Genomic DNA, 21,346 nt, shown 5'->3' with positions numbered 1-21,346 from the left:
TGAGGGGCTGGCAAGCGTCTGACGGCGCCGCCGTTATAATCCGACACCATGCCTATCCGTTTCGATGCCGCCGACGCCCACTGGCGCGTCGCGCCCTTATCCGGCTTCAGCGCCGCCCAGAAAGACTGGTTGACCCGCGGCGGATCGCTGACCGCGCATCTGCGCACGCTGGGCGTTGTCGTGGTGCGCGTGACGCGCGAAGCCGTCGCGCTGCCGTGGGCCGACGAGCACGCCGCGCTTGGTCTCGTGCCGCGCGCGCCTACGTGGGTGCGGGAAGTGGTGCTATCGGTGGACGGCGTGCCGTTTGTCGCGGCGCACAGCATCGCGCCGCTGGCCGCAAGCGTCGGCGTATGGCAGGCCACGCGCCGGTTGCGCACGCGACCGCTGGCCGAGTTGCTGTACAGCGATAGCAGCGTCGCGCGTTCGTCGCTGGTGAGTCGCAGACTGACGGCGCGTCATCCGTTGTACCGGCTGGCGGTGCGTGAAATCGACGGCATGCCACCGCATGCGCTGGTCGCACGCCGCTCGGTGTTCGAGCGTCACGGTGAGCCGCTGATGGTCACCGAGTGCATGCTGCCCGCGCTGTGGACGCATCTGGCGTCTTCGGCGCGCCCACCGTCTGCGCATCCGGCAATCGCGCACGCGCCGCAGCGCACTCATATGCGGGAACACGGCCGGCCGCTCGAGCATACGGCGTCGCGCGCACATGGTACGCCGCGTGCGGAGCAGGAACACCTTGCCGAACGCGAGGGAGACAGGCGAGAACCCGGGCAAACGCCGGCATCGGACAACAAGGTGAAACGCTGATGCTGCGCGGCTTTCCTCCCGTCGTCGCGGCGGATACGCATACGCTGATCCTCGGCAGCTTCCCCGGCGAAGCCTCGCTCGCGGCGACGCAGTATTATGCGCATCCGCGCAATCAGTTCTGGCGTTTGCTCGGCACTGTGCTCGACGAACCGCTTCCCGAACTCGCCTATGAAGAGCGGCTAAGGCGTTTGCTATCGCACGGCATCGGCGTGTGGGACGTGCTCGCCGCGTGCGAGCGCGAGGGCAGTCTCGACGCCGCGATCCGCAACGCCAACCCCAACGATTTCGCAACGCTCCGCGCCCACGCGCCGAAGCTTGCCAAAGTCTGCTTCAACGGCAAGACGGCGGGTCGCTTTGCGCCGGTGATCGGCGAAGCCGGCTACGTCACCCTCGTATTGCCTTCGTCGAGTCCGGCGAATGCTATGCTCACGTTCGACCAAAAATTGCGTCTCTGGCGCGACATCCTTACATGACGAAATTGATCAAACGCGCCTCGGCTGAAGCCCGTGCTTTCCGCAACAAAAACGCTGACGCGGGCGACAGCACGCTGAACAAGAACAAAGTAGTGCGCAACAAAAAGCGCGCGCTGGACGACGACTTGCACGACGCGCCGCAAATCGAAGCGCCGCGCAAGCCGCGTTTCGCACCGGTCACGTTCTCGGAAGAGGGCGGCGTGCGCTTCCTGCACTTCGGCACGGAATGGGTGCAAGGTGCGATGCGTCTGCGCAAGCCAGACCACATCGAACTCGAATACGCGCAGCAGATGATGGCCTGGCTGCTGTTTATCGAAACGCCCAAGCGTGTCGTCCAGCTCGGTCTCGGCGCCGCCGCACTGACCAAGTTTGCATACCGTTTCCTGAAGCGCGCGAAAGTCGAAGCGGTCGAGCTGAATCCGGCGGTCGTGGTGGCTGCGCGCACGATGTTCGAACTGCCGCACGACGACGCACGTCTGACCGTGCACGAAATGGACGCATGGGACTTCGTCAACGACCGCGCCAACCACGGCACGATCGGCGCGTTGCAGATCGACGTCTACGATGCCACCGCGCGTGGCCCGGTGCTCGACAGCGTTGGCTTCTATCGTGCGGTGCGCGCGTGTCTGACCGACGCGGGCGTGGTGACGGTGAACCTGTTCGGGGACCATCCGAGCTTCGTGCGCAACATGAAGCGTCTGAACGAAGCCTTCGACGGTCGCGTAGTCGCGCTGCCGGAAGTGCATGACGGCAACCGCATCGCGATCGCGTTCTCGGGCCCCGCGCTCGACGTGCCGTTCACGACGCTGCAAGCGCGTGCGAAGCTGATCGAAGCGGAGCTTGGCTTGCCGGCGCGCAAGTGGATCAAGGGGCTGCAGGAGTCGACCGGGCAGAACGGCAGCGCGTTCTCGGTCTGATGTGAGAATGGGTCGGTCCGCTTGAGGTCACTTAAGGCTGGTCCGACCCAGGCTTCCCCGTTGCGCTCATGCGACGGTTTCCCCACCGCTTCCCTGGTGCATCGCACAGCTGGTTCGATGTCCCCGGATACCCAGCACGCATGTCGCCTATCGGCGGCCCAGCTCCCGCGTCCAGCCGCCTCGCGGCCACCCCTCATCTCTGCTAAACCGCCGCCCCGCGCGCCCCAGCAGCGCATTTGCGCCTCGGGTCGTCCCTGCTTGACCGGACGTTCTCGGCTCCTATACTCTTTCGAAGCTTTCGGGGTACCCGTGGCCTACCTGCGACGGGGCATTCACCACCCGTCCACACACGGGGCCAACATTTCAATAATAGGGAAGAGGAGACGTCATGGCTCACGACGCCGACGCGAACAAAGCCAGCAAGCACTGGCTCTGGTTGCTGCTGTTGCCCTGGATCGCAATGATCTGGGTGCCGTCATATAACAAGGTCGAACCTCAGTTGTTCGACTTCCCGTTCTTCTACTGGTATCAGCTCCTCTGGGTGCTGATCAGCGCGATCATCACGGCGCTCGTGTACTTCAAGACCAAGACCCGCTCAGTCGGCAAATCGGGCAGCTCGCAAGGGGGCGCAAAATAATGAACGCCACCGCAACTTTCGTCTTCGTCCTGTTTTTCATCGGCGTCACTATTCTTGGTTTTATCGCGGCCCACTGGCGCAAGGGCGATCTGGCCCACCTGGAAGAGTGGGGCCTCGGCGGCCGGCGCTTCGGTACCGTCGTCACGTGGTTCCTGCTGGGCGGCGACCTGTACACCGCCTACACGTTCATCGCCGTGCCGGCGCTGGTGTTCGGTGCGGGCGCAACGGGTTTCTTCGCGCTGCCCTACACGATCCTGATCTATCCGTTCGCGTTCGTCGTGTTCCCGAAACTGTGGAGCATCGCCAAACGTCAGGGCTACGTGACCTCGGCCGACTTCGTCTCGGCTCGCTATGGCAGCCGCATGCTGGCACTGGCGATCGCCGTGACCGGCATCGTTGCGACGATGCCGTACATCGCGCTGCAACTGGTCGGTATCGAAGTGGTGATCGGCGCGTTGGGTTTCGACACCAAGGGCTTCGTCGGCGATCTGCCGCTGATCATCGCGTTCGCGATTCTGGCGGCGTACACGTATACGTCGGGCCTGCGCGCGCCGGCGATGATCGCGGTCGTCAAGGACGTGCTGATCTATATCGTGATCTTTGCCGCGATCATCGTGATCCCGCCGCAACTGGGCGGCTTCGGCCATATCTTCAGCGTGGTGCCGCCTGCCAAGCTGTTGCTGAAGGCGCCGGACGTGTCGAGCCTGAACGGTTACAGCGCGTACGCGACGCTGGCGGTCGGCTCGGCGCTCGCGCTGTTCCTGTACCCGCACTCGATTACCGCGGTGCTGTCGTCGAAGTCGGGTAACACGATCCGCCGCAACATGGCGATGCTGCCGGCTTACTCGCTGGTGCTCGGCCTGCTCGCGCTGCTGGGCTTCATGGCGCTGGCGTCGGGCGTGAAGGACATGCCGGAATTCGCGCCGTACTTCAAGGCGTTCGGCCCGAACTTCGCGGTGCCGGCGCTGTTCCTGCACTTCTTCCCGTCGTGGTTCGTCGGCGTGGCGTTCGCGGCGATCGGCATCGGCGCGCTGGTGCCGGCGGCGATCATGTCGATTGCGGCCGCGAACCTGTACACGCGCAACATCCACAAGGAGTTCGTCAATCGCAACATGACGAACGAGCAGGAGACCAACGTCGCGAAGCTGGTGTCGCTGATCGTCAAGGTCGGCGCGGTCGCGTTCATTCTCGGTCTGCCGTTGACGTATGCGATCCAGCTGCAACTGCTGGGCGGCATCTGGATCATCCAGACGCTGCCGGCCATCGTGCTGGGTCTGTACACGCGTGTGCTCGACTACCGTGGCCTGCTGATCGGCTGGGCGGTCGGCATCGCCACCGGCACGTGGATGGCGATTTCGCTGAAGCTGGCGGGCTCGATCTTCACCATCCACCTGTTTGGCCTGGCCATTCCGGGCTATGCGGCAGTATGGTCGCTGATCGTCAACCTGGTGGTGTCGGTGGTAGTCAGCCTGCTGGTGCGGATGTTCGGCATGCAGCGCGCTGAGGACCGTACCCGTCCGGAAGACTATCTGGACGTGGTCGAAGGCTAAGCCAGCCGTTCCATCTCGCCTGAAAAAGCAACGCCCGCAGACAAAAGTTTGCGGGCGTTTGTGTTTCTGGGGTACTCCAGGGCACGATAGCGGAACCGTCCTTCGGAGCGTCCGTCGCGCAGCCATGGCACCCGCCGATTCCCATACTGTGATTGCCCGCCGCTCGGCCATTAGCCGCATGGTGCGCACGATCACGTCGCCGTACTACCGCTATCGCCACGCAAAGATGCTGCATAGCCTGCGCGTCGGCGTCGCGATGCTGGTGTCGATTCTCGCGACCACCGGTATCAACATTCCTCACGGCATCTGGTCGTCGGTGACCCTGCTGGTGGTGATCGGCGGCTTGCAGCATCACGGCAATATCCGCAAGAAGGCCGCGGACCGGGCGGCGGGAACGCTGCTCGGCGCGTCGATCGGGCTCCTCCTGATCCTGCAGCAGAATCTGCTTGGCTCGCTGCCGCTCACCTATGTGCTGATGTCAATCGTCGCCGCGATCTGTGCATGGTTCGCGATCGGTTCGTCGGGGTATATCGGTCTGCTGACGGCGATCACGATGTGCATCGTCGCGGGTCATGGCGACAATCTGATCGACGTCGGTCTATGGCGTACGCTGAACGTGCTGATCGGCATTGTGATCGCGCTGGCGTTTTCGTTCGCATTGCCGCTGCACGCGACTTACTCATGGCGTTACGGGCTCGCCGCCAATCTGCGCGCCTGCGCGCAGATCTACACCCGTTTGCTGGAAGGCGAAACGATCAGCGAGGACGAACAGGTCAAACGCTTCCTTGCGATCAACAAGCGGCTGGTTCAGTTGCGCTCGCTGATGCCATCGGTGGCGAAGGAGATCGATGTGCCGCAGGCCACGCTCGACGAGATCCAGCGGCTGCATCGCTCGGTGCTTAGTTCACTGGAGTTGCTGGCGACCGGCCCGCTGATGCGCGCCGATGCCGCGGCGCGCGCTGCGTATGCGCGGGAGTGCGGTGTCGAGGTGCACGCCGTGCGCGGCATGCTGCTGGCGATGGCGCGCGGCCTGCGCTTTGGCCGCGCGACGCACTTTGGCATTCCGGCCGCGTCGCCGCTCGCACCGGCGTGTAGCGACGCGGCGCTTAACTTGCCGCCCGATTTGCAAGGGCCGTATTGGCTCGGGCAGCGGCTTGCTGAACAGGTGGACCGGCTACGCACTTTGCTGCTGGAGACTGAGCCAAACTGGAATATCGAGCGGCATTCACGCGTTTTGCTGAAGGCTTAGTTCGACACGCCGGCCGGGACTGCAGGGTTGGCGGCCCGCGTGGCTACGAACTGCCGAGCGACCAGGTATACGGCTCCAGCTTCAGCTCCAGCGACCGCTTCGGCGAAGGTGAGCGCCGAAGCCGCCATGCGTAACGCGCTCAGGCGTCCGGCATGGTCACCATCCACGCGAGACCGAAGCGGTCCACCACCATCCCGAAGCCCTTGCTCCAGAAGGTGGCTTGCCACGGCATCGTCACCGAACCGCCGTCGGCCAGCGCGTTGAAATATTTCTCGCCCGACTCGGCGTCGTCAGCCGTCAGCGAGAGGCTGAAGCCGCTGAACGTGGCCTGGGGGTCGCAGTGCCCGTCGGAGGCCATCCAGTTGGTCGAGCCGAGCTTGATCGTGGCGTGCATGATCTTTTCTTCCAGACCGGGCCGCGGCTGGTTCTCCGGGTCGGGGCTGGGCGGCGCGTCCTTGTAGCGCATCAGTAGCAACACCTCGGCGCCGAGTTTCTCGGTGTAATACTTGAGCGCTTCTTCACAGCGGCCGTTGAAAAATACGTAAGGCTGAACGTACATGATCGTCTCCCGAGATAGGGTTAGCGGCGCCGCGTTCCTTCGGCAAATGGCAGGGAGGAGCGGGCGTGCAGACGATTGTAGTCGTCTGTTTGAGCGACGATTGTGACATTGTGTTGGCGGCGGGCGGCGGGCGGCGGGCGGCGGGCGGCGGGCGCTGCGGCGCCGGGCACTTCCAACTTTCCTGGGTAAACGCCATGCGGCCCTGAACCGGAAAGGCTCAGGGCCGCATGCTTGACCGTGTGCTTAAGCTATACGACAGCGGGCTTTAACGCAGTGCTTCGATCAGCTTTTCCAGCTTGACGGCGTCCGCGGCGAACGCGCGGATACCTTCAGCGAGCTTTTCGGTCGCCATGGCTTCGTCGTTGACGAGGAAACGGAACGACGATTCGTCGACCGGTACGCGTTCGATGTCCGCATCCTTGCCCAATTCAGGCGACAGTTTGCGCTCGACCTTCTCGGTGCTCTCCTGCAGCTTTTGCAGCAGATCCGGGCTGATGGTCAGCAGATCGCAGCCGGCCAGTTCCAGAACCTGACCCGGCGTGCGGAAGCTCGCGCCCATCACCTCGGTCTTGTAGCCGAACTTCTTGTAGTACGCGTAAATTCGGCGCACCGATTTGACGCCCGGATCGTTGGCGCCGCCGTCTTTCGCTTCGTCCCACGCGCTGCCGGCGTTCTTCTTGTACCAGTCGTAAATGCGGCCGACGAACGGCGAGATCAGTTGTGCGCCCGCTTCGGCGCAGGCGGCCGCCTGGGCGAGCGAAAACAGCAGCGTCATGTTGCAGTGGATGCCTTCCTTTTGCAGCACTTCAGCCGCGCGGACGCCTTCCCATGTGGAGGCCAGCTTGATCAGCACGCGTTCGCGGCCGATGCCGTGGTCTTTGTACAGGGCGATCAGCTCACGGCCCTTGGCGATCGATGCTTCGGTGTCGAAGGACAGGCGCGCATCCACTTCGGTCGACACACGACCCGGGATGATCTTGAGGATCTCGGTGCCGAACGCGATCAGCAACTGGTCGATGACCGCGCCGACCGGTTTCGACGCGTGCGCTTTCACGGTCTTTTCGAGCAGCGGCTTGTAGTCGTCTTTCTGGACGGCCTTCAGAATCAGCGACGGATTGGTGGTCGCGTCCTGCGGCTTGTACTGGGCAAGCTGCTGGAAGTCGCCGGTATCGGCCACGACGGTGGTGTATTGCTTGAGTTGGTCGAGTGCGGTTGTCATGTTCGAGCCTTCATGGCGCGCGTGCGCCGTGGTTCAGGAGAAATGAGATCGCTGCCGGACGGAACAGACAAAACCGTTCCGGCGGCCGCGGGTCACGCTGCAGCGTCTGCCCGCCATGTTGCCGGGGAATTTTGACGGAAAGCGCTGCCGGATGCTTCTATTCTATGGCGGATCGCCTGATGCAGTATTGACACTTGGCCCGGGCGATCCGTTCAAACGGATTTTGGGTGGCCAAATTCCGGTGTCGATTGCCGGCGCCGGCTTCTGGCCCCGACTTCCGGCACCGGTTTGCCGTCGACGAATTTTCGCCTCCCAATTTTCGCCGACGATTCAGGCGCGCCGGGCGTTCAGCACCAGTTGCGTGAGCACGCCAGCCACCAGTCCCCAGAACGCCGAGCCGATCGACAGCAGGGTGAGGCCCGAAGCCGTCACCATGAACGTCACCAGCGCCGCCTCGCGTTGCTTCACATCCTGCATCGCGTTGGCAAGGCCGCTCATGATCGAGCCGAACAGCGCCAGCGCCGCGACGGAGACCACCAGCGCCTTCGGCAACGCGGCGAACAGCGCGGCGATGGTTGCGCCGAAAACCCCGGCGATCAGATAGAAAACGCCGCACCAGACCGCGGCGGTGTAACGCTTGTCGCGGTTCTCGTGTGCTTCGGGGCCGGTGCAGATCGCTGCCGTAATCGCCGCAAGATTGATGCCGTGCGAGCCGAACGGCGCGAGCAGCAGCGAGGCGATGCCCGTCGTCGAAATCAGCGGCGCGGAGGGCGTGGTGTAGCCGTCCGCGCGCAGCACGGCGATACCCGGCACGTTTTGCGAGGCCATCGCCACGACGAACAGCGGAATGCCGATGCTGATGCTCGCCGCGACCGAAAACGCCGGCATCGTGAACACCGGGTGGGCGAGCGCGACGTGAAAGCGGCTGAAGTCGAGCAGCCCGAGGCTGCCGGCGGCGATCGTGCCGACGATCAGCGTCGTCACGATCGCGTAGCGCGGCGCGAAGCGTTTGACGATCAGGTAGGTGAAGAACATGGCCAGCACGAGCGCGGTCTGGAACTGCGCGGCGCGGAAAATCTCGATGCCGATCTCGAACAGAATACCCGCCAGCAAGGCCGAGGCGATGCCTGCCGGGATTTTCTTCATCAGCGTATCGAACCAGCCGGTCAGGCCGACCACCGTCAGCAAGACCGCGCAGACGATGAACGCGCCGATCGCCTCCGGGTAGGCCACATGCGGCAGCGAAGACACCAGCAACGCCGCGCCCGGCGTCGACCAGGCAATCACGATCGGCGCGCGAAAGCGCAGCGACAGGCCGATCGTGCAGACGGCCATGCCGATCGACAACGCCCAGATCCACGAGGAAATCTGCGCGTCGGTGAGATGCGCGGCCTGACCCGCCTGGAACATCAGCACCAGCGAACTGGTGTAGCCCGTCATCATCGCGACGAAACCGGCGACGAGGGTGGACAAGGACGTATCGGCAAACGGTTTGAGCGGGCCGGGGTGTACGTCGGCAGGGGACAAATCGGGCGATGAAGACGGGCTCATGCAGATGCTTTCTTATAGTTGGAGAAAAACGTGACCTGATCGGATTACTTGCTCAGCGTGCGCATCGCCGTTTCGAGTCCGGCGAGCGTGAGCGGATACATGCGGTGACCGAGCACTTCCCGGATCGCGCTGACCGATTGGCGGTATGCCCACAAACCTTCCGGCTCCGGATTCAGCCACGCATGATGCGGGAAATGATCGGCAAGCCGGCGCAGCCACACCGCGCCGGCTTCGCCATTGTTATATTCCACTGAGCCGCCCGGTTGCAGCACTTCGTACGGGCTCATGGTCGCATCGCCGACGAAGATCAGCTTGTAGTCGGGCGTGAACTTGTGCAGCACGTCCCACGTCGGCATGCGCTCGGCGTGACGGCGGCGATTGTTCTTCCACAGGAAGTCGTACACGCAGTTGTGGAAGTAATAGAACTCGAGATGCTTGAATTCGGCCTTGGCGGCGGAAAAGAGCTCTTCGGTGCGCTTGATGTGATCGTCCATCGAGCCGCCGACGTCGAGCAGCATCAGCACTTTCACCTTGTTGTGCCGCTCCGGCACCATCTTCAGGTCGAGCCAGCCGGCGTTCGCGGCGGTGCTACGGATCGTGTCCGGCAGATCGAGTTCTTCGGCGGCGCCTTCGCGCGCGAAACGGCGCAAGCGGCGCAGCGCGATCTTGATGTTGCGTGTGCCGATTTCGACCTGGTCGTCGTAGTCGCGATAGGCGCGCGCCTCCCACACCTTCACCGCCGTGCGATTGCCCGCCGCGTCGCCACCAATGCGCACACCCTCAGGGTTATAGCCACCGTTGCCGAACGGCGACGTGCCGCCCGTGCCGATCCATTTGTTGCCGCCTTCGTGGCGCTCTTTCTGTTCGTCGAACAGTTCCTTCAGGCGCTCCATCAGCTTGTCGAGACCGCCCATCGCTTCGATCTGCGCTTTTTCTTCGGGCGACAGATCGCGTTGCAGCTTCTTCTTCAGCCAGTCGAGCGGGACGTCGAAGGCGAGTTCCGAGGCTTGCGCGACGCCGTTGAAATACGCGCCGAACGCCTGGTCGAACTTATCGAAATACTGTTCGTCTTTGACCAGCGTGATGCGGGCGAGATAGTAGAACTCGTCGAGCGACGGCGCGATCACATTGGCTTTCAGCGCTTCGAGCAGCGTCAGGTATTCCTTCACCGACACCGGCAATCTGGCGGCGCGCAGCGAGTAGAAGAAGTCGATCAGCATGCTGTGTCCTTCGGGGCTGGGGTGCGGCGCGTGGCGCGCATCAGCCGGGTATCAACGCGTTTCAACAGTGTTTCAGCGATTATTGCGGTTCATGAAGATCAGCCGTTCGAACAGGCTCACGTCCTGTTCGTTCTTCAGGAGCGCGCCGTGCAGCGGCGGGATGATCTGCTTCTGATCGGACGAGCGCAGCGCTTCGGGCGGAATGTCCTCGGCGAGCAGCAGCTTCAGCCAGTCGAGCAGTTCCGACGTGGACGGTTTTTTCTTCAGACCCGCGACGTTGCGCAATTCGAAGAAGCTCTGCATCGCCGCGGCGAGCAGTTCCTTCTTGATGCCGGGGTAGTGCACCTCGACGATCTGCTGCATCGTCACCGGCTCGGGGAATTTGATGTAGTGGAAAAAGCAGCGGCGCAGGAACGCGTCCGGTAGTTCCTTCTCGTTGTTCGATGTGATGATCACGAGCGGGCGCTGCTTCGCGCGGATCAGCTCGTGGGTCTCGTACACATAGAACTCCATGCGGTCGAGTTCGCGCAGCAGGTCGTTCGGGAATTCGATGTCGGCCTTGTCGATCTCGTCGATCAGAAGCACCGTTTGCTCGTCCGACTCGAACGCCTGCCACAACACGCCCTTCACGATGTAGTTGCGGATGTCCTTGACGCGCTCGTCGCCGAGCTGCGAGTCGCGCAGGCGTGACACTGCGTCGTATTCGTACAGGCCTTGCTGGGCCTTGGTGGTGGACTTGATATGCCACTGCAGCAGCGGCATGCCGAGCGCGGCGGCAACCTCTTCGGCGAGCATGGTTTTGCCGGTGCCGGGTTCGCCCTTGATGAGCAGCGGGCGCTTTAGCGTCATTGCGGCGTTGACCGCGAGCTTGAGGTCGTCGGTGGCGACGTACTGCGATGAGCCTTCAAAACGCATGGCAAGATGCTCTTTTTTGGGAAAAAACCCAGTATAAGTCAGAAGGCCTGTTGCGCTGAAACGGGCTCGCGTAAGGTGTGACCCGCGGTGTCGGACGACGAGATGAGCGCGCATCCGGCGCCTGCGAGTGGCCCGTACGCTCGCCTGGCGTGCCCGGTGGGCGGGCGCGCCAGGCGTCGCGGGCAAGACGGGCGAAGCGCAACCGGCGGCACAAAGCCATGCGGAACAGGCGCGGCGGAGCAAAAACGGTGCTAGCCGTGGCTTTGCGGCGGCCGGATGCGCTGCCGCCCCGCGCTGTGGACGTTCGGCGCAGCGTCGCGGTACAATTAGCCCGATTTTTTTGGCCTGCGTGGCTACCCTATAAGAAGAACGGCGCGGGTCGTTGCCTTTTTTGGGCGCCCGTTTCCCCTCAAGCCAGGTTACATGCTATGAATAAATTCGTCGGCAAACACGTCGTGATCGCAGCGCTGTCGGTGCTCGCGGGCTATGCGGCCAGTGCGCAGGCAGCGGATGTCGTCGGCAACCCGAAGGTGGGTCAAGGCAAGGTCGCGATGTGTATTGGCTGCCACGGCATCCCTGAATACCGCACGGCTTACCCTGAGGTCTACCGCGTGCCCATGCTCGGCGGCCAGAATCAGGCGTACCTCGAGAACGCCATGCATGGCTACAAGAAGGGCGACCGCCACTTCGAAACGATGCACGCAATCACCGCGTCGCTGTCGGATCAGGACATCGCCGACATCGCTGCCTACTACGCAGCGCAAAATTCCTCTTCGAAGAGCAATCCCGACAAGTGATCGGCTGCGATCATCCATCCAGTCACTCGGTTATTTATATTCGCGGGATAGGAGAATTCATGAATAAGCCCCAACAGGCACTCCACACGGTGTTCAAGGCTGCATGCGCGTCGGCGGCACTGATCGGTCTGGTTGCAGCGAACGGCGCGTACGCCGCTGACGCTGGTAACGGCAAGGTGCTGGCAGACAGCCACAATTGCGCGGCTTGCCACGGCGTCAACCTGAACAAGCCGGTGAGCCCGGAATATCCGAAGCTTGCCGGTCAGCACGCCGACTACGTCTACTGGGCGCTGCGTCAGTACCAGATGGGCAACGGCAATCCACACCTCGGTCGCAACAATGCGATCATGCAGGCGCAGGTGCAGAGCCTGTCGCCGAGCGACATGAAGGACCTCGCGGCCTATGTCGAATCGCTGAACGGCGATCTGGTGCAGAAGAAGTAACGGCTTCGCGCTGGTTTTACGCTGTTTTCGGATTGAACGACACCCCGCTTCGGCGGGGTGTTGTGCTTTTAGGGGTCAGTCGCGCGTGGCGCGCCGCTCGATACGCTGCAAATAGGCGTCGGTGTCCGGCGGGGTGCCGGTGCGCTGCGCTTCCCAGATGGTTTCGCCGAGGCAGTCCATGATCGCGTGCTGTGCCTCGTGGGTCGAGCCGAGCCGCGCTGCGAGCCGTTCGTGCGCCGCGCGGATGCCCGGCGGCTGGTCGATCGACAACTGTTCGGTGATCGCCAGATGCATTGACAGGTGCAGGAACGGGTTGGTCTGGCCGCGTTCGGGCGAGTAGTCCTGCGTCTGGGCGGCTTCCGGATTGGTTAGATCGGCGTGATATTCCGGATGCTCAACGATCCAGTCGGCAGCGATCGCTTCGAGTGGCGTCAGAATCTCGCCTTGACGCTGCTTGCGCCAGGTGTCGGTGAAAAATTGGCGGACTTCGTCGCGGCTGGGATTGAACATCGTGGGACGGTGCGGTTAGTGTGGGGTGTGTGCAGGGTTGTATTTTACGCTGGGGTCCGGTGGAGTGCTGGCGGCGGCGCATGCAGGCCAGTCCGGCGGGGTCAGGCGACTCGGGTCAGCGAGGTCGCGGCCGCCACGTAGCAAGCAAACGTGGCCCGTGTGCGGCGCTCGCCGCGGCGCCTCTCGCTCAAAGATCCGGCGGCGGCGTCTTCGGCCGGAACTCGCACAATGGCTCGATCACGCAATGCCAGCATTCCGGCCGGCGCGCCTTGCACACATAGCGGCCGTGCAGAATCAACCAATGGTGGGCGTCCTGCTTGAACTCGGCGGGCGTGAATTTCTCCAGCGCCGCTTCGACCGCGCGTACGTCTTTGCCGGGCGCGAGCCCAGTTCGATTCGCAACCCGAAAGATGTGCGTATCGACCGCGATAGTCGGATGACCGAACGCCGTGTTCAGGATCACGTTCGCCGTTTTACGACCGACGCCTGGTAAGCTTTCGAGCGCTTCACGGTCCTCCGGCACTTCGCCGCCATACTGGTCGAGCAGAATGCGGCAGGTTGCGATCACATTCTTCGCCTTGGTCCGATACAGGCCAATCGTCCTGATGTAGCCGGCAACGCCTTCTTCGCCGAGATCGAAGACCTTCTGCGGCGTGTTCGCGACGGGGAACATCTTGCGCATCGCCTTGTTCACCGACACGTCGGTGGCCTGCGCCGACAGCAGCACGGCAATCAGCAGTTCGAACGGTGTGGTGTACTCGAGCTCGGTCGTGGGGTGCGGGTTGAGACTCTGAAGCGTCTCGTAGATGGCGCGGCGTTTGTTCGCGTTCATGCGCGGCGTAAGATCAAAGGTTAGCGCTTCGTTGGCGGAATTTCAGTGTTAGCCGCGGCGAGTCCGAGCCGGCGGCGGCGTGCTTCGGCGGCGTCGATCTGCGCTTGCACGTCGGCGCTGACGCGTTCGGTGTTCTGCGGGCCTTGGCCCTTCGCGGTCAACTCTTCTTTCTTCTGACGGGCACGCTCGAGCGCGGCTTGGATGATTGCGCGTTTTTTCGCTTCGGCGTCGTCTGCGGCGGGCGCGGCGGATGTTGCCTGGGCACTCGTCTCCACGGTTTGAGCGGGCGTGCTGCCGACCGCTCGCCGCGCTGCAGCACGCGCTTCGGCAGCTTCGCGTTCGCGTGCGAGACGGGCTTCGCGCCGATTGTGGCGCTCGCGCGCGGCGTCGGCCTGACTTTGGCTCCACGCGTCCCAGCCGGTTGCCTCACCCGTGACCGATGGCATGGCAATGCAATCGACCGGGCAGGGGGGCACACACAGGTCGCAACCGGTACAGAGCGCGGCAATCACTGTATGCATCTGTTTCGGTGCGCCAACTATTGCATCGACCGGACAGGCCTGCATGCACAGCGTGCAGCCGATGCAAACTTGTTCGTCGATAACCGCCAACGGGCGCGGTCTTTCGACGCCGTTGGCGGAATTGAGCGGAATCACCGGTTTGCCGAGCAGTGCGGCGAGGCGTGCGATGCCTTCGACGCCACCCGGCGGGCACTGGTTGTAGTCAGCTTCGCCACTGGCGACGGCTTCGGCATAGGGACGGCACGCCGGATAGCCGCACTTTGTGCATTGCGTTTGGGGCAGCAGATCCTCAATGCGGTCTGCGAGTGTTTTGGAGTCGATCACGGTCACAACGTTAGTGCTTGCCTTGCGGCCGCGTAGCTTGAACTAAATAGCACATTATCGCCGATTTCCCCAATTGCCATCCGCAATCCATGTGCCATAATCGAAGCGCTTTTTCGAAAGACCGCATAAGGGTGTTCCCCCAACCAGCCCGTTCAGTGCTGTCGGTGCAAGGCCCGAGGAGAGGCCGGCGGCGCGATCCGGATAACGCGGCTCACGAAGACGATGCCACCATGAATCAGCCGAAAATCAAAAGAGATCCTGAAGGCACGCGGCGCCGCATTCTGCTTGCGGCGGCCGAAGAGTTTGCAAATGGAGGGTTGTTCGGCGCGCGCGTCGATCAGATCGCCCGCCGCGCGGAAACTAATGAACGCATGCTCTATTACTACTTCGGTAGCAAGGAGCAGCTTTTCACTGCGGTACTCGAGCACGCATTCAGCGCGCTCAATGAAGCGGAACGCGCGCTCGAACTGAACGGGATTGCGCCGGTCGAGGCGGTGACACGTCTCGCGCATTTTGTTTGGGATTACTACCGCGATCATCCCGAGTTGCTGCGTCTCATTAACAACGAGAATCTGCATGAGGCACGCTACATGCAGAAGTCGACGCGCATCCGCGAAATGATCTCGCCGATCGTCGCCACGCTCGGCGGCATTCTCGAACGGGGCCAACGCGCGGGGCTGTTTCGCACCAACGTCGATCCGCTGCGTTTTTACGTGACGCTGTCCGGCATGGGCTATTACATCGTGTCGAACCGCTTCACGCTCGAAGCGACACTCGGTCGCGATTTCAGCAGTGCGAGCGAACGAAGTGAAGTTGTCCAGATGAACACCGAGTTGCTGCTTGCGTATCTGTTGCGGAAGTAAGCCGCTGCGCGGCTGCGCATAAACAGCAAAAGAAGCGTCAGAAACGACAACGGCCTCTGAAGAAGAGGCCGTTGTTTATGTTTACGCGCGCAGTGCTCAGGCTTCGACTTTTTCCTTCGCTACCTTGGGCGCTTTGTTGTGCTCGAGGATGAAGTCGCGCAGCTGCGGATAGATGATGGTGCGCCAGCGGCGGCCCGAGAAAATGCCATAGTGGCCGCATTTTTCCGCGGTGAAGTGACGCCTGTCCTTCTCCGGAATGCCGGTGCACAGATCATGTGCCGCGAACGTCTGACCGTCGCCGGAGATATCGTCCAGCTCGCCTTCGATCGTGAAGAGCGCGGTCTTCTTGATGTCCTGCGGACGCACCCGTTCGCCTGCGACGTCCCACGTGCCTTCGGCGAGACTGAATTCCTGGAACACCACGCGAATCGTGTCCAGGTAGTAGTCCGCGTCCATGTCGAGTACCGCGTTGTACTCGTCGTAGAAGCGGCGATGTGCTTCCGCGTCGTCTTCGTCGCCGCGCAGGAGGCTCTGGTAGAAGTCCCAGTGCGAAGCCGCGTGCCGCTCCGGGTTCATCGCAACGAAGCCGGTGTGTTGCAGAAAGCCCGGGTAAACCTTACGGCCCACACCCGGATAGTTCGGCGGCACCGTGAAGATCACGTTGTTTTCGAACCATTCATACGAGTGCTGGGTGGCCAGCGAGTTGACTGAGGTCGGGCTCTTACGCGCGTCGATCGGGCCACCCATCATCGTCATGGTGCGCGGCGTGTCTTCGCCGCGGCTCGCCATCAGTGAAATGGCGGCGAGCACCGGCACGGTGGGCTGACACACCGAGATCACATGCAGATTCTTCGCGCCGATGTGGCGGATGAATTCCTGAATGTAGGCGACGTAATCGTCGAGATGAAACTCGCCTTCTTCGAGCGGCACCATGCGTGCGTCGATCCAGTCGGTCAGGTAGACCTTGTGGTCTTGCAGCAACGTACGTACGGTATCGCGCAGTAGCGTGGCGTGGTGGCCCGACAACGGCGCGCACACCAGCACGATTGGCTCATCTTTCAATTGGGCAACAGCGTCGCTGTCGTCTGCAAAACGCTTGAAGCGCATCAGGCGGCAAAACGGCTTTTCGATAATCGTTTGCTCGATGATCGGAATGTTATGACCGTCTTTGACAATCTGATGAAGGTTGAACTCGGGCTTTTCGTAATCTTTGCCGAGCCGGTAGAGCAGTTCGTAACCGGCTGAAAGGCGTGTGGCGCCGGGCACGTAGGCCAATGGGCTGGCGGGATTCGCGAACGATTTCGACGCGGCCTGGGCCCAGGCGGTGAGAGGGCTCAACATCGCCCGCTGGAATTCGTGCAATTGGTAGAGCATGGGTGCTCCGTTTAAGCGGTTCGCATGGGGCTTGGCAAACACGCGTGTGGCGTTGCGGCAGGCCGTATTGGTTGTGGGCGCATTGATTTTCGGCCAACAATCTGATCGATGATACTGAACAAAGCGTACTTGTGCAATGCAGCAATTTGCGCGCGGGCTGCGCGCAAACTGTCATTGAATCATGGTACTGGCGATGCTGCCGAGCCGCTATCGGGGGTTGCCGCAGCCTCAAGTTCTTCTGCCATGGTGCCGTTATGTGGCGGCTGCCCGGTCGCCTGGGCCATCTCCTGTTCGTGCTTCATCAGGTTCAGGCCGGTGTGCACCAGCGCCACATGCGAAAACGCCTGCGGGAAGTTGCCGACCAGGCGCTTCGCGGCCGGATCGTATTCTTCCGCGAGCAGACCGACGTCGTTGCAGAGGCCGAGCAGCCGCTCGTACATGGCGATGGCTTCATCCATGCGGCCTTGCAACGCGAGGTTGTCCACCATCCAGAACGAGCAGGCGAGGAAGGTGCCTTCGCCGGGCGGCAGGCCGTCGTCGAATTCAGTGGTGCGGTAGCGCATCACGAAGCCGTCGTGCATCAAGTCCTTTTCGATCGCCGCCACCGTGCCTTTGACGCGCGGATCGTCCGGCGGCAGGAAGCCGACCAGCGGCAGCAGCAGCACGCTCGCGTCGAGCTGATCGCTGCCGTAGCACTGGGAGAACGCGTTGAGCGCCGGATTCCATGCCCGCGCGCAGACTTCCGCATGGATTTTCGCGCGGGTTGCGCGCCATTCATCGAGTAGGCCCTCGAGCTTGAACTTTTCGGCTGACTGAATGGCACGGTCGTAGGCGACCCACGCCATCACTTTCGAGAAAGTGAAGTGCTGGCGGCCACCACGCGTTTCCCAGATGCCTTCGTCCGGCTCTTCCCAGATCGTGTCGAGGTGGCCGAGCAACGCGCGCTGCACATTCCACGCGGTGTCGTCCGCCTGCAGGCCGCCGACGCGCGCGAGATGGAGCGCGTTCATCACTTCGCCGTAGACGTCGAGCTGGCGCTGTCCGACCGCGTTGTTGCCGATCCGCACGGGTTTAGCGTCCTGATAGCCCGGCAGCCAGTCAAGTTCGAACTCGGGCAGCCGCCGCTCGCCGGCGATCCCGTACATGATCTGCAACTGGTCCGGCGCGCCGGCCATGACCCGGCCGAGCCAGGTGCGCCACGCGCGCGCTTCGTCGTAATAGCCGCCGCGCATCATTGCGAGCAGCGTGATGGTGGCGTCGCGCAGCCAGCAGTAGCGGTAGTCCCAGTTGCGTGTGCCGCCCAGTTGTTCCGGCAATGACGTGGTGGGCGCGGCGACGATGCCGCCGGTCGGCTCGTAGGCGAGTGCCTTCAGCGTAATCAGCGAGCGGCGGATCTGCGCGGCCCATTTGCCTTCGACGGTGCTCCGGGCGGACCATTCGAGCCAATGGTTCTCGGTGCGCGCGAGCGACGTATGCGGATCGCGTCCCGGCGGAATACGCAGATGCGAGGCCGCATACGCCAACGAAAACGGCACACGCTCGCCTTCGCTCACGGTGAATTCCGCGACGGTTTTCATGTTCTCGCCATGCAAGTCGACCGGCGTGCGCAGCACCGCGGTATCCGGACCGACGATCGCCTTGATGCCGCTGTCGTGCTTCAGGCGATCGACCCACGGAATTGAAAAACCGTAGTCGAAGCGCAGCACCAGCTCCATCTGCATGCGCACGGTGCCGCGTTTGCCGACCACGATCCGCACCATCTCCGACCAGCCGTTGCCAGGCGGCATGAAATCGATCAGCGTGACCGCACCTTCCGATGTTTCGAAATCGGTTTCCAGGATCAGCGTCTCACCGCGATAACGGCGCGTAATTTTGGGTGGCGTATCCGAGACCGGCGAAATCAGCCAGCGGCCGTTGTCGGGCGTGCCGAGCAGGGCGGCGAAGCAGGCCCCGGAGTCGAAGCGCGGCCAGCAGAGCCAGTCGACAGAACCGTCCCGGGAGATGAGCGCGGCCGTGTGGCCGTCGCCGATGAGTGCATAGTCTTCGATGAGTGCGGGCATGGAGGAGCGTGTCAGGTTTACGCAAGGCGAAGGCCGCCGCGCGTCGTGTCGTTGTTATTACCGGACTCGTGCGATGCGCTTTGGTTCAGCACGCAATGCGGCAAAACACGAGTTGGTAATTGTCAAATCACTGCCTACAATCGGTTTTCATGCCGATGCGCTGAGCCCTCCGAATCATGCCCCGGCCTGGCCCATGGCGTATGCACACACCGCTTTCGAGGATCCAAGCTATGCTGAACCCGTCGAAATCCGATTGCATCACGATTCTCTCGGCCGCCAGCGAACTGGCCGACGATTCAATGTTGCCGCTCGATCATGGCCGGCTGGGCCTGAGCCGCAACGGCATGCAGACCGCGCTGGCCTTTCTGATCGAACGGGCCTGCTTCCGGCGTCATCAGGGAGGTGACGGCCATTATGCCGTCGGCGGATTGTCGTTGCAGGGGCGCTTGCGGCTGGAGCAGCTTTCGAACGGCTGACCGTCTGTTGTGCGGGTTTATTTCGCAAGCGTCGGCTGCTCAGCTGACTTGCGTCTGACGCGGCTTGTTGCGTGCACACCGCTTTGCTGCGCTGCTCCGCTTTGCGTTGCCTTGCTATTCGGTTTCGCTGCTTCGCTGTGTTACCTGTTGCACCGCCACAGCCGTGGTCGATGCTCCTCCCGTTGCTCGCAACGTCCGTCCGCGTTCATGCGGGACGGCACCGGGCCTGTAGTGCACCCGGTCGTTCGTCCCTTGCTGCTTGCTATGGCTGACTGCCGTCGCCGCTCAGAAATGCGACGACCCCACGCCGAAGATCCCAATGATGCCGATGATGATCAGATAGAGCGCGACGATATAGTTCAACAGGCGCGGCATGACGAGAATCAGAATGCCGGCGATTAGCGAAACAAGCGGGCCCAGGCTGAGTGTGACGTTCATGAAGACTCCGTAGTGTGAGATGGATGAGATGCGGTTGAAAAAACACCCCGCCAGGCGGGACAATTACTGCACATGCAACCGAACGCGGCTTGGCCTGACAGGGTCCAGCCGATCGCGGCCCGGCCTAACGCGGAACGGCTGAATCCCTGTAGCCGGATTCGCTGCATGATCCGACGCAACGCTTCTATACTTGCCTCGATAAAACAATTCGACCGATTGCGCGGCAGACCAGAGACACCATTACAACCGAATCAACCGAATAACCGATGTCCAGGAGGTCATATGCTTCGTAGTCACCGGGCTGCAATGCACGCCGTTTCAAACTCTCCTTCGCCTTCTACTGCTCAATCCACCTCATGGCGCGGCGCGCGGGCAACGCCTCTGCGCTCCGCTCGCTCGATAATAAAAGGTTTCGTGCTCATGGTCTCGATTGTTGCTTCGCATGCGTTTGCGCAAGATTCCGGCCCGGTTCCCGCCGACGGCGTCTATGACATGCTGGTCGGCACTTACACCGGCGGCAAGAGCGAGGGCGTGTATGTCTACCGCTTCGACACGAAGACGGGCGAAGCGACCCGCGTGTCGGTTGCACAGACGGTCAACCCGTCGTACCTGGTGGTGAGCCGTGACCGGCGCTTCGTGTATGCGGTCAACGAATTGCCTGGCGACAACGGTCCGGCGACGCAGCGCGGCGGTATCAGCGCGTTTCGCTTCGACGCCGCGAGCGGCCAACTGACCTTTCTCAACAAGGTCTCGTCGGATGGTAACGACCCGTGCTATCTGAGCCTGTCGCCGGACGGCAAATATCTGCTGACGGCCAACTACTCGGTGGCCGCCGATCCGGGCGGCAGCTTTGCGGTGTTCCCGTTGCAGGCTGATGGTCAGGTGGGCGCGTCGGTGCTCACGGTGCATCATGAAGGCGGTGGTCCGGTGAAGGGGCGTCAGGACAACTCGCATGTTCACTCCACCGTGTTCTCGCCGGACGGCCACTATCTGTTCGCGCAAGACCTGGGTGCCGACAAGCTGTATTCGTACCGCTATACCCCGGACGGCAGCCGCGGCCTGTTCGGCCCGACCGACTGGCGTTACACCCAGGAGAAAGCAGGCACGGGCCCGCGTCACCTGGTGTTCGGTGCGGACGGCAAGCATGCGTATCTGACGAGTGAGCTGGCAGGCACGGTCACTACCTTCAATTACGCCGACGGCAAGCTCACGCAGGTGCAGACGCTTTCGTTGACGGAGCCTGGCTTCAAGGGCGCCGTGGGCGGCTCGGCGATCCATCTGTCGCCGGACGGGCGCTTCGTCTACGCGTCGAATCGTGGCGACGCGAACGATATCGTGATCTTCTCGGTCGACCCCACCAATGGTCATCTGAAGAAGATCGGGCACCAGTCGAGCCTTGGCAAATCGCCGCGCGAATTCGCGATCGACCCGACCGGCAACTGGCTGATCGTCGGCAATCAGAACAGCGGCTCGGTGTATGTGTTCAAGCGCGATCAGCAGAGCGGATTGCTCGAAGCGAACCCGAAGCGTATCGACATCGATTCGCCGGTGGACTTCAAGCTGGTGTCGCCGTCGTGAGGTGGGGTTGCTGGTGATCTGAATCCGCGAGTT

At 62.5% G+C, this 21,346-nt stretch carries 22 protein-coding genes; 11 read left to right on the top strand and 11 right to left on the bottom strand.

Annotated elements, in window-relative coordinates; translation table 11 throughout:
* Positions 1-48 precede the first annotated feature (48 nt).
* The 6 genes from PQQ52_RS17740 (at position 49) to PQQ52_RS17715 (ending at position 5,633) form a co-directional block, all read left to right on the top strand.
* On the top strand, positions 49-807 hold the full coding sequence (locus PQQ52_RS17740; protein WP_408213764.1) for a chorismate--pyruvate lyase family protein: 759 nt from the start codon (positions 49-51) through the stop codon (positions 805-807).
* Entirely contained in the window at positions 807-1,280 is a 474-nt protein-coding gene (locus PQQ52_RS17735; RefSeq protein WP_408213763.1) for a DNA-deoxyinosine glycosylase, read from the top strand. The genes PQQ52_RS17740 and PQQ52_RS17735 overlap by 1 nt, the downstream gene beginning before the upstream one ends.
* Complete coding sequence (locus tag PQQ52_RS17730) at positions 1,277-2,197, top strand: class I SAM-dependent methyltransferase (protein WP_408213760.1); 921 nt, start codon at positions 1,277-1,279, stop codon at positions 2,195-2,197. The genes PQQ52_RS17735 and PQQ52_RS17730 overlap by 4 nt, the downstream gene beginning before the upstream one ends.
* Before the next feature lie 388 nt (positions 2,198-2,585).
* Positions 2,586-2,834 carry a DUF3311 domain-containing protein gene (locus tag PQQ52_RS17725; protein WP_408213757.1) on the top strand — a complete coding sequence of 83 codons (249 nt, stop codon included), beginning with the start codon at positions 2,586-2,588 and terminating at the stop codon, positions 2,832-2,834.
* Positions 2,834-4,384 (top strand): monocarboxylate uptake permease MctP, encoded by a 1,551-nt coding sequence (mctP, locus tag PQQ52_RS17720; protein WP_408213754.1) that lies wholly within the window; start codon positions 2,834-2,836, stop codon positions 4,382-4,384. The genes PQQ52_RS17725 and mctP overlap by 1 nt, the downstream gene beginning before the upstream one ends.
* Before the next feature lie 124 nt (positions 4,385-4,508).
* A complete protein-coding gene (locus PQQ52_RS17715; protein ID WP_408213751.1) occupies positions 4,509-5,633 on the top strand; it encodes an FUSC family protein in 1,125 nt (374 codons plus the stop codon).
* Between the two features lie 139 nt (positions 5,634-5,772).
* Here PQQ52_RS17715 and PQQ52_RS17710 read toward each other — a convergent pair whose 3' ends face one another.
* The 5 genes from PQQ52_RS17710 to PQQ52_RS17690 all read right to left on the bottom strand — a co-directional run bounded on the left by PQQ52_RS17710 (position 5,773) and on the right by PQQ52_RS17690 (position 11,097).
* Entirely contained in the window at positions 5,773-6,192 is a 420-nt protein-coding gene (locus PQQ52_RS17710) for a VOC family protein (RefSeq protein ID WP_408213748.1), read from the bottom strand.
* A 265-nt stretch (positions 6,193-6,457) separates the two neighbouring features.
* Entirely contained in the window at positions 6,458-7,411 is a 954-nt protein-coding gene (gene tal / locus PQQ52_RS17705; RefSeq protein WP_408213746.1) for a transaldolase, read from the bottom strand.
* A gap of 330 nt (positions 7,412-7,741) precedes the next feature.
* Entirely contained in the window at positions 7,742-8,962 is a 1,221-nt protein-coding gene (locus tag PQQ52_RS17700) for a benzoate/H(+) symporter BenE family transporter (RefSeq protein WP_408213743.1), read from the bottom strand.
* 44 nt (positions 8,963-9,006) lie between these two features.
* Entirely contained in the window at positions 9,007-10,182 is a 1,176-nt protein-coding gene (locus tag PQQ52_RS17695) for a vWA domain-containing protein (RefSeq protein WP_408213741.1), read from the bottom strand.
* A gap of 72 nt (positions 10,183-10,254) precedes the next feature.
* Positions 10,255-11,097: an AAA family ATPase gene (locus PQQ52_RS17690; protein WP_370710504.1), complete on the bottom strand. Its 843-nt coding sequence runs from the start codon at positions 11,095-11,097 to the stop codon at positions 10,255-10,257.
* Between the two features lie 428 nt (positions 11,098-11,525).
* Between PQQ52_RS17690 and PQQ52_RS17685 the strand changes: the two genes are divergently transcribed.
* Positions 11,526-11,894: a c-type cytochrome gene (locus tag PQQ52_RS17685; RefSeq protein WP_408213738.1), complete on the top strand. Its 369-nt coding sequence runs from the start codon at positions 11,526-11,528 to the stop codon at positions 11,892-11,894.
* Positions 11,895-11,953: 59 nt separating this feature from the next.
* Positions 11,954-12,337: a c-type cytochrome gene (locus PQQ52_RS17680; protein ID WP_408213735.1), complete on the top strand. Its 384-nt coding sequence runs from the start codon at positions 11,954-11,956 to the stop codon at positions 12,335-12,337.
* A 75-nt stretch (positions 12,338-12,412) separates the two neighbouring features.
* Here PQQ52_RS17680 and PQQ52_RS17675 read toward each other — a convergent pair whose 3' ends face one another.
* The 3 genes from PQQ52_RS17675 to rsxB form a co-directional block, all read right to left on the bottom strand.
* A complete protein-coding gene (locus PQQ52_RS17675) occupies positions 12,413-12,847 on the bottom strand; it encodes a DUF1841 family protein (protein ID WP_408213732.1) in 435 nt (144 codons plus the stop codon).
* Between the two features lie 187 nt (positions 12,848-13,034).
* The gene (nth, locus tag PQQ52_RS17670) at positions 13,035-13,679 is read right to left on the bottom strand and encodes an endonuclease III (RefSeq protein ID WP_097391796.1); all 645 of its coding nucleotides are present in this window, start codon (positions 13,677-13,679) and stop codon (positions 13,035-13,037) included.
* A 20-nt stretch (positions 13,680-13,699) separates the two neighbouring features.
* Positions 13,700-14,530, bottom strand: a complete 831-nt coding sequence (rsxB, locus tag PQQ52_RS17665; protein ID WP_408213730.1) for an electron transport complex subunit RsxB — start codon at positions 14,528-14,530, stop codon at positions 13,700-13,702.
* Positions 14,531-14,754: 224 nt separating this feature from the next.
* Between rsxB and PQQ52_RS17660 the strand changes: the two genes are divergently transcribed.
* Positions 14,755-15,387 (top strand): TetR/AcrR family transcriptional regulator, encoded by a 633-nt coding sequence (locus PQQ52_RS17660; RefSeq protein WP_408213728.1) that lies wholly within the window; start codon positions 14,755-14,757, stop codon positions 15,385-15,387.
* Positions 15,388-15,483: 96 nt separating this feature from the next.
* Here PQQ52_RS17660 and PQQ52_RS17655 read toward each other — a convergent pair whose 3' ends face one another.
* Together PQQ52_RS17655 and PQQ52_RS17650 are read right to left on the bottom strand one after the other, a co-directional pair.
* The gene (locus PQQ52_RS17655; protein WP_408213727.1) at positions 15,484-16,761 is read right to left on the bottom strand and encodes a polyhydroxyalkanoate depolymerase; all 1,278 of its coding nucleotides are present in this window, start codon (positions 16,759-16,761) and stop codon (positions 15,484-15,486) included.
* Between the two features lie 179 nt (positions 16,762-16,940).
* On the bottom strand, positions 16,941-18,821 hold the full coding sequence (locus PQQ52_RS17650) for a glycoside hydrolase family 15 protein (RefSeq protein ID WP_408213724.1): 1,881 nt from the start codon (positions 18,819-18,821) through the stop codon (positions 16,941-16,943).
* Positions 18,822-19,051: 230 nt separating this feature from the next.
* Between PQQ52_RS17650 and PQQ52_RS17645 the strand changes: the two genes are divergently transcribed.
* Positions 19,052-19,297 carry a hypothetical protein gene (locus PQQ52_RS17645; RefSeq protein ID WP_408213721.1) on the top strand — a complete coding sequence of 82 codons (246 nt, stop codon included), beginning with the start codon at positions 19,052-19,054 and terminating at the stop codon, positions 19,295-19,297.
* Positions 19,298-19,582: 285 nt separating this feature from the next.
* On the opposite strand, the gene PQQ52_RS17640 is transcribed toward PQQ52_RS17645, so the two are convergent.
* Positions 19,583-19,735 carry a DUF3096 domain-containing protein gene (locus PQQ52_RS17640; protein WP_007175701.1) on the bottom strand — a complete coding sequence of 51 codons (153 nt, stop codon included), beginning with the start codon at positions 19,733-19,735 and terminating at the stop codon, positions 19,583-19,585.
* A 282-nt stretch (positions 19,736-20,017) separates the two neighbouring features.
* Here PQQ52_RS17640 and PQQ52_RS17635 point away from each other — a divergent pair, with 282 nt between their 5' ends.
* Entirely contained in the window at positions 20,018-21,313 is a 1,296-nt protein-coding gene (locus PQQ52_RS17635) for a lactonase family protein (RefSeq protein ID WP_459252556.1), read from the top strand.
* The last annotated feature ends 33 nt before the right edge of the window (positions 21,314-21,346 follow it).

This window comes from Paraburkholderia sediminicola (assembly GCF_046030555.1).
GTDB classification, from domain to species: Bacteria; Pseudomonadota; Gammaproteobacteria; order Burkholderiales; family Burkholderiaceae; genus Paraburkholderia; species Paraburkholderia sediminicola_E.
The sequence above is the reverse complement of the archived record's forward strand: the minus strand, read 5'-3'. Positions and strand labels throughout refer to the sequence as shown.

Coding starts and splice junctions, on each gene's coding strand:
- PQQ52_RS17740 (WP_408213764.1), top strand. CDS start 49: ATGCCTATCCGTTTCGATGCCGCCGACGCCCACTGGCGCGTCGCGCCC.
- PQQ52_RS17735 (WP_408213763.1), top strand. CDS start 807: ATGCTGCGCGGCTTTCCTCCCGTCGTCGCGGCGGATACGCATACGCTG.
- PQQ52_RS17730 (WP_408213760.1), top strand. CDS start 1,277: ATGACGAAATTGATCAAACGCGCCTCGGCTGAAGCCCGTGCTTTCCGC.
- PQQ52_RS17725 (WP_408213757.1), top strand. CDS start 2,586: ATGGCTCACGACGCCGACGCGAACAAAGCCAGCAAGCACTGGCTCTGG.
- mctP (WP_408213754.1), top strand. CDS start 2,834: ATGAACGCCACCGCAACTTTCGTCTTCGTCCTGTTTTTCATCGGCGTC.
- PQQ52_RS17715 (WP_408213751.1), top strand. CDS start 4,509: ATGGCACCCGCCGATTCCCATACTGTGATTGCCCGCCGCTCGGCCATT.
- PQQ52_RS17710 (WP_408213748.1), bottom strand. CDS start 6,192: ATGTACGTTCAGCCTTACGTATTTTTCAACGGCCGCTGTGAAGAAGCG.
- tal (WP_408213746.1), bottom strand. CDS start 7,411: ATGACAACCGCACTCGACCAACTCAAGCAATACACCACCGTCGTGGCC.
- PQQ52_RS17700 (WP_408213743.1), bottom strand. CDS start 8,962: ATGAGCCCGTCTTCATCGCCCGATTTGTCCCCTGCCGACGTACACCCC.
- PQQ52_RS17695 (WP_408213741.1), bottom strand. CDS start 10,182: ATGCTGATCGACTTCTTCTACTCGCTGCGCGCCGCCAGATTGCCGGTG.
- PQQ52_RS17690 (WP_370710504.1), bottom strand. CDS start 11,097: ATGCGTTTTGAAGGCTCATCGCAGTACGTCGCCACCGACGACCTCAAG.
- PQQ52_RS17685 (WP_408213738.1), top strand. CDS start 11,526: ATGAATAAATTCGTCGGCAAACACGTCGTGATCGCAGCGCTGTCGGTG.
- PQQ52_RS17680 (WP_408213735.1), top strand. CDS start 11,954: ATGAATAAGCCCCAACAGGCACTCCACACGGTGTTCAAGGCTGCATGC.
- PQQ52_RS17675 (WP_408213732.1), bottom strand. CDS start 12,847: ATGTTCAATCCCAGCCGCGACGAAGTCCGCCAATTTTTCACCGACACC.
- nth (WP_097391796.1), bottom strand. CDS start 13,679: ATGAACGCGAACAAACGCCGCGCCATCTACGAGACGCTTCAGAGTCTC.
- PQQ52_RS17660 (WP_408213728.1), top strand. CDS start 14,755: ATGAATCAGCCGAAAATCAAAAGAGATCCTGAAGGCACGCGGCGCCGC.
- PQQ52_RS17655 (WP_408213727.1), bottom strand. CDS start 16,761: ATGCTCTACCAATTGCACGAATTCCAGCGGGCGATGTTGAGCCCTCTC.
- PQQ52_RS17650 (WP_408213724.1), bottom strand. CDS start 18,821: ATGCCCGCACTCATCGAAGACTATGCACTCATCGGCGACGGCCACACG.
- PQQ52_RS17645 (WP_408213721.1), top strand. CDS start 19,052: ATGCTGAACCCGTCGAAATCCGATTGCATCACGATTCTCTCGGCCGCC.
- PQQ52_RS17640 (WP_007175701.1), bottom strand. CDS start 19,735: ATGAACGTCACACTCAGCCTGGGCCCGCTTGTTTCGCTAATCGCCGGC.
- PQQ52_RS17635 (WP_459252556.1), top strand. CDS start 20,018: ATGCTTCGTAGTCACCGGGCTGCAATGCACGCCGTTTCAAACTCTCCT.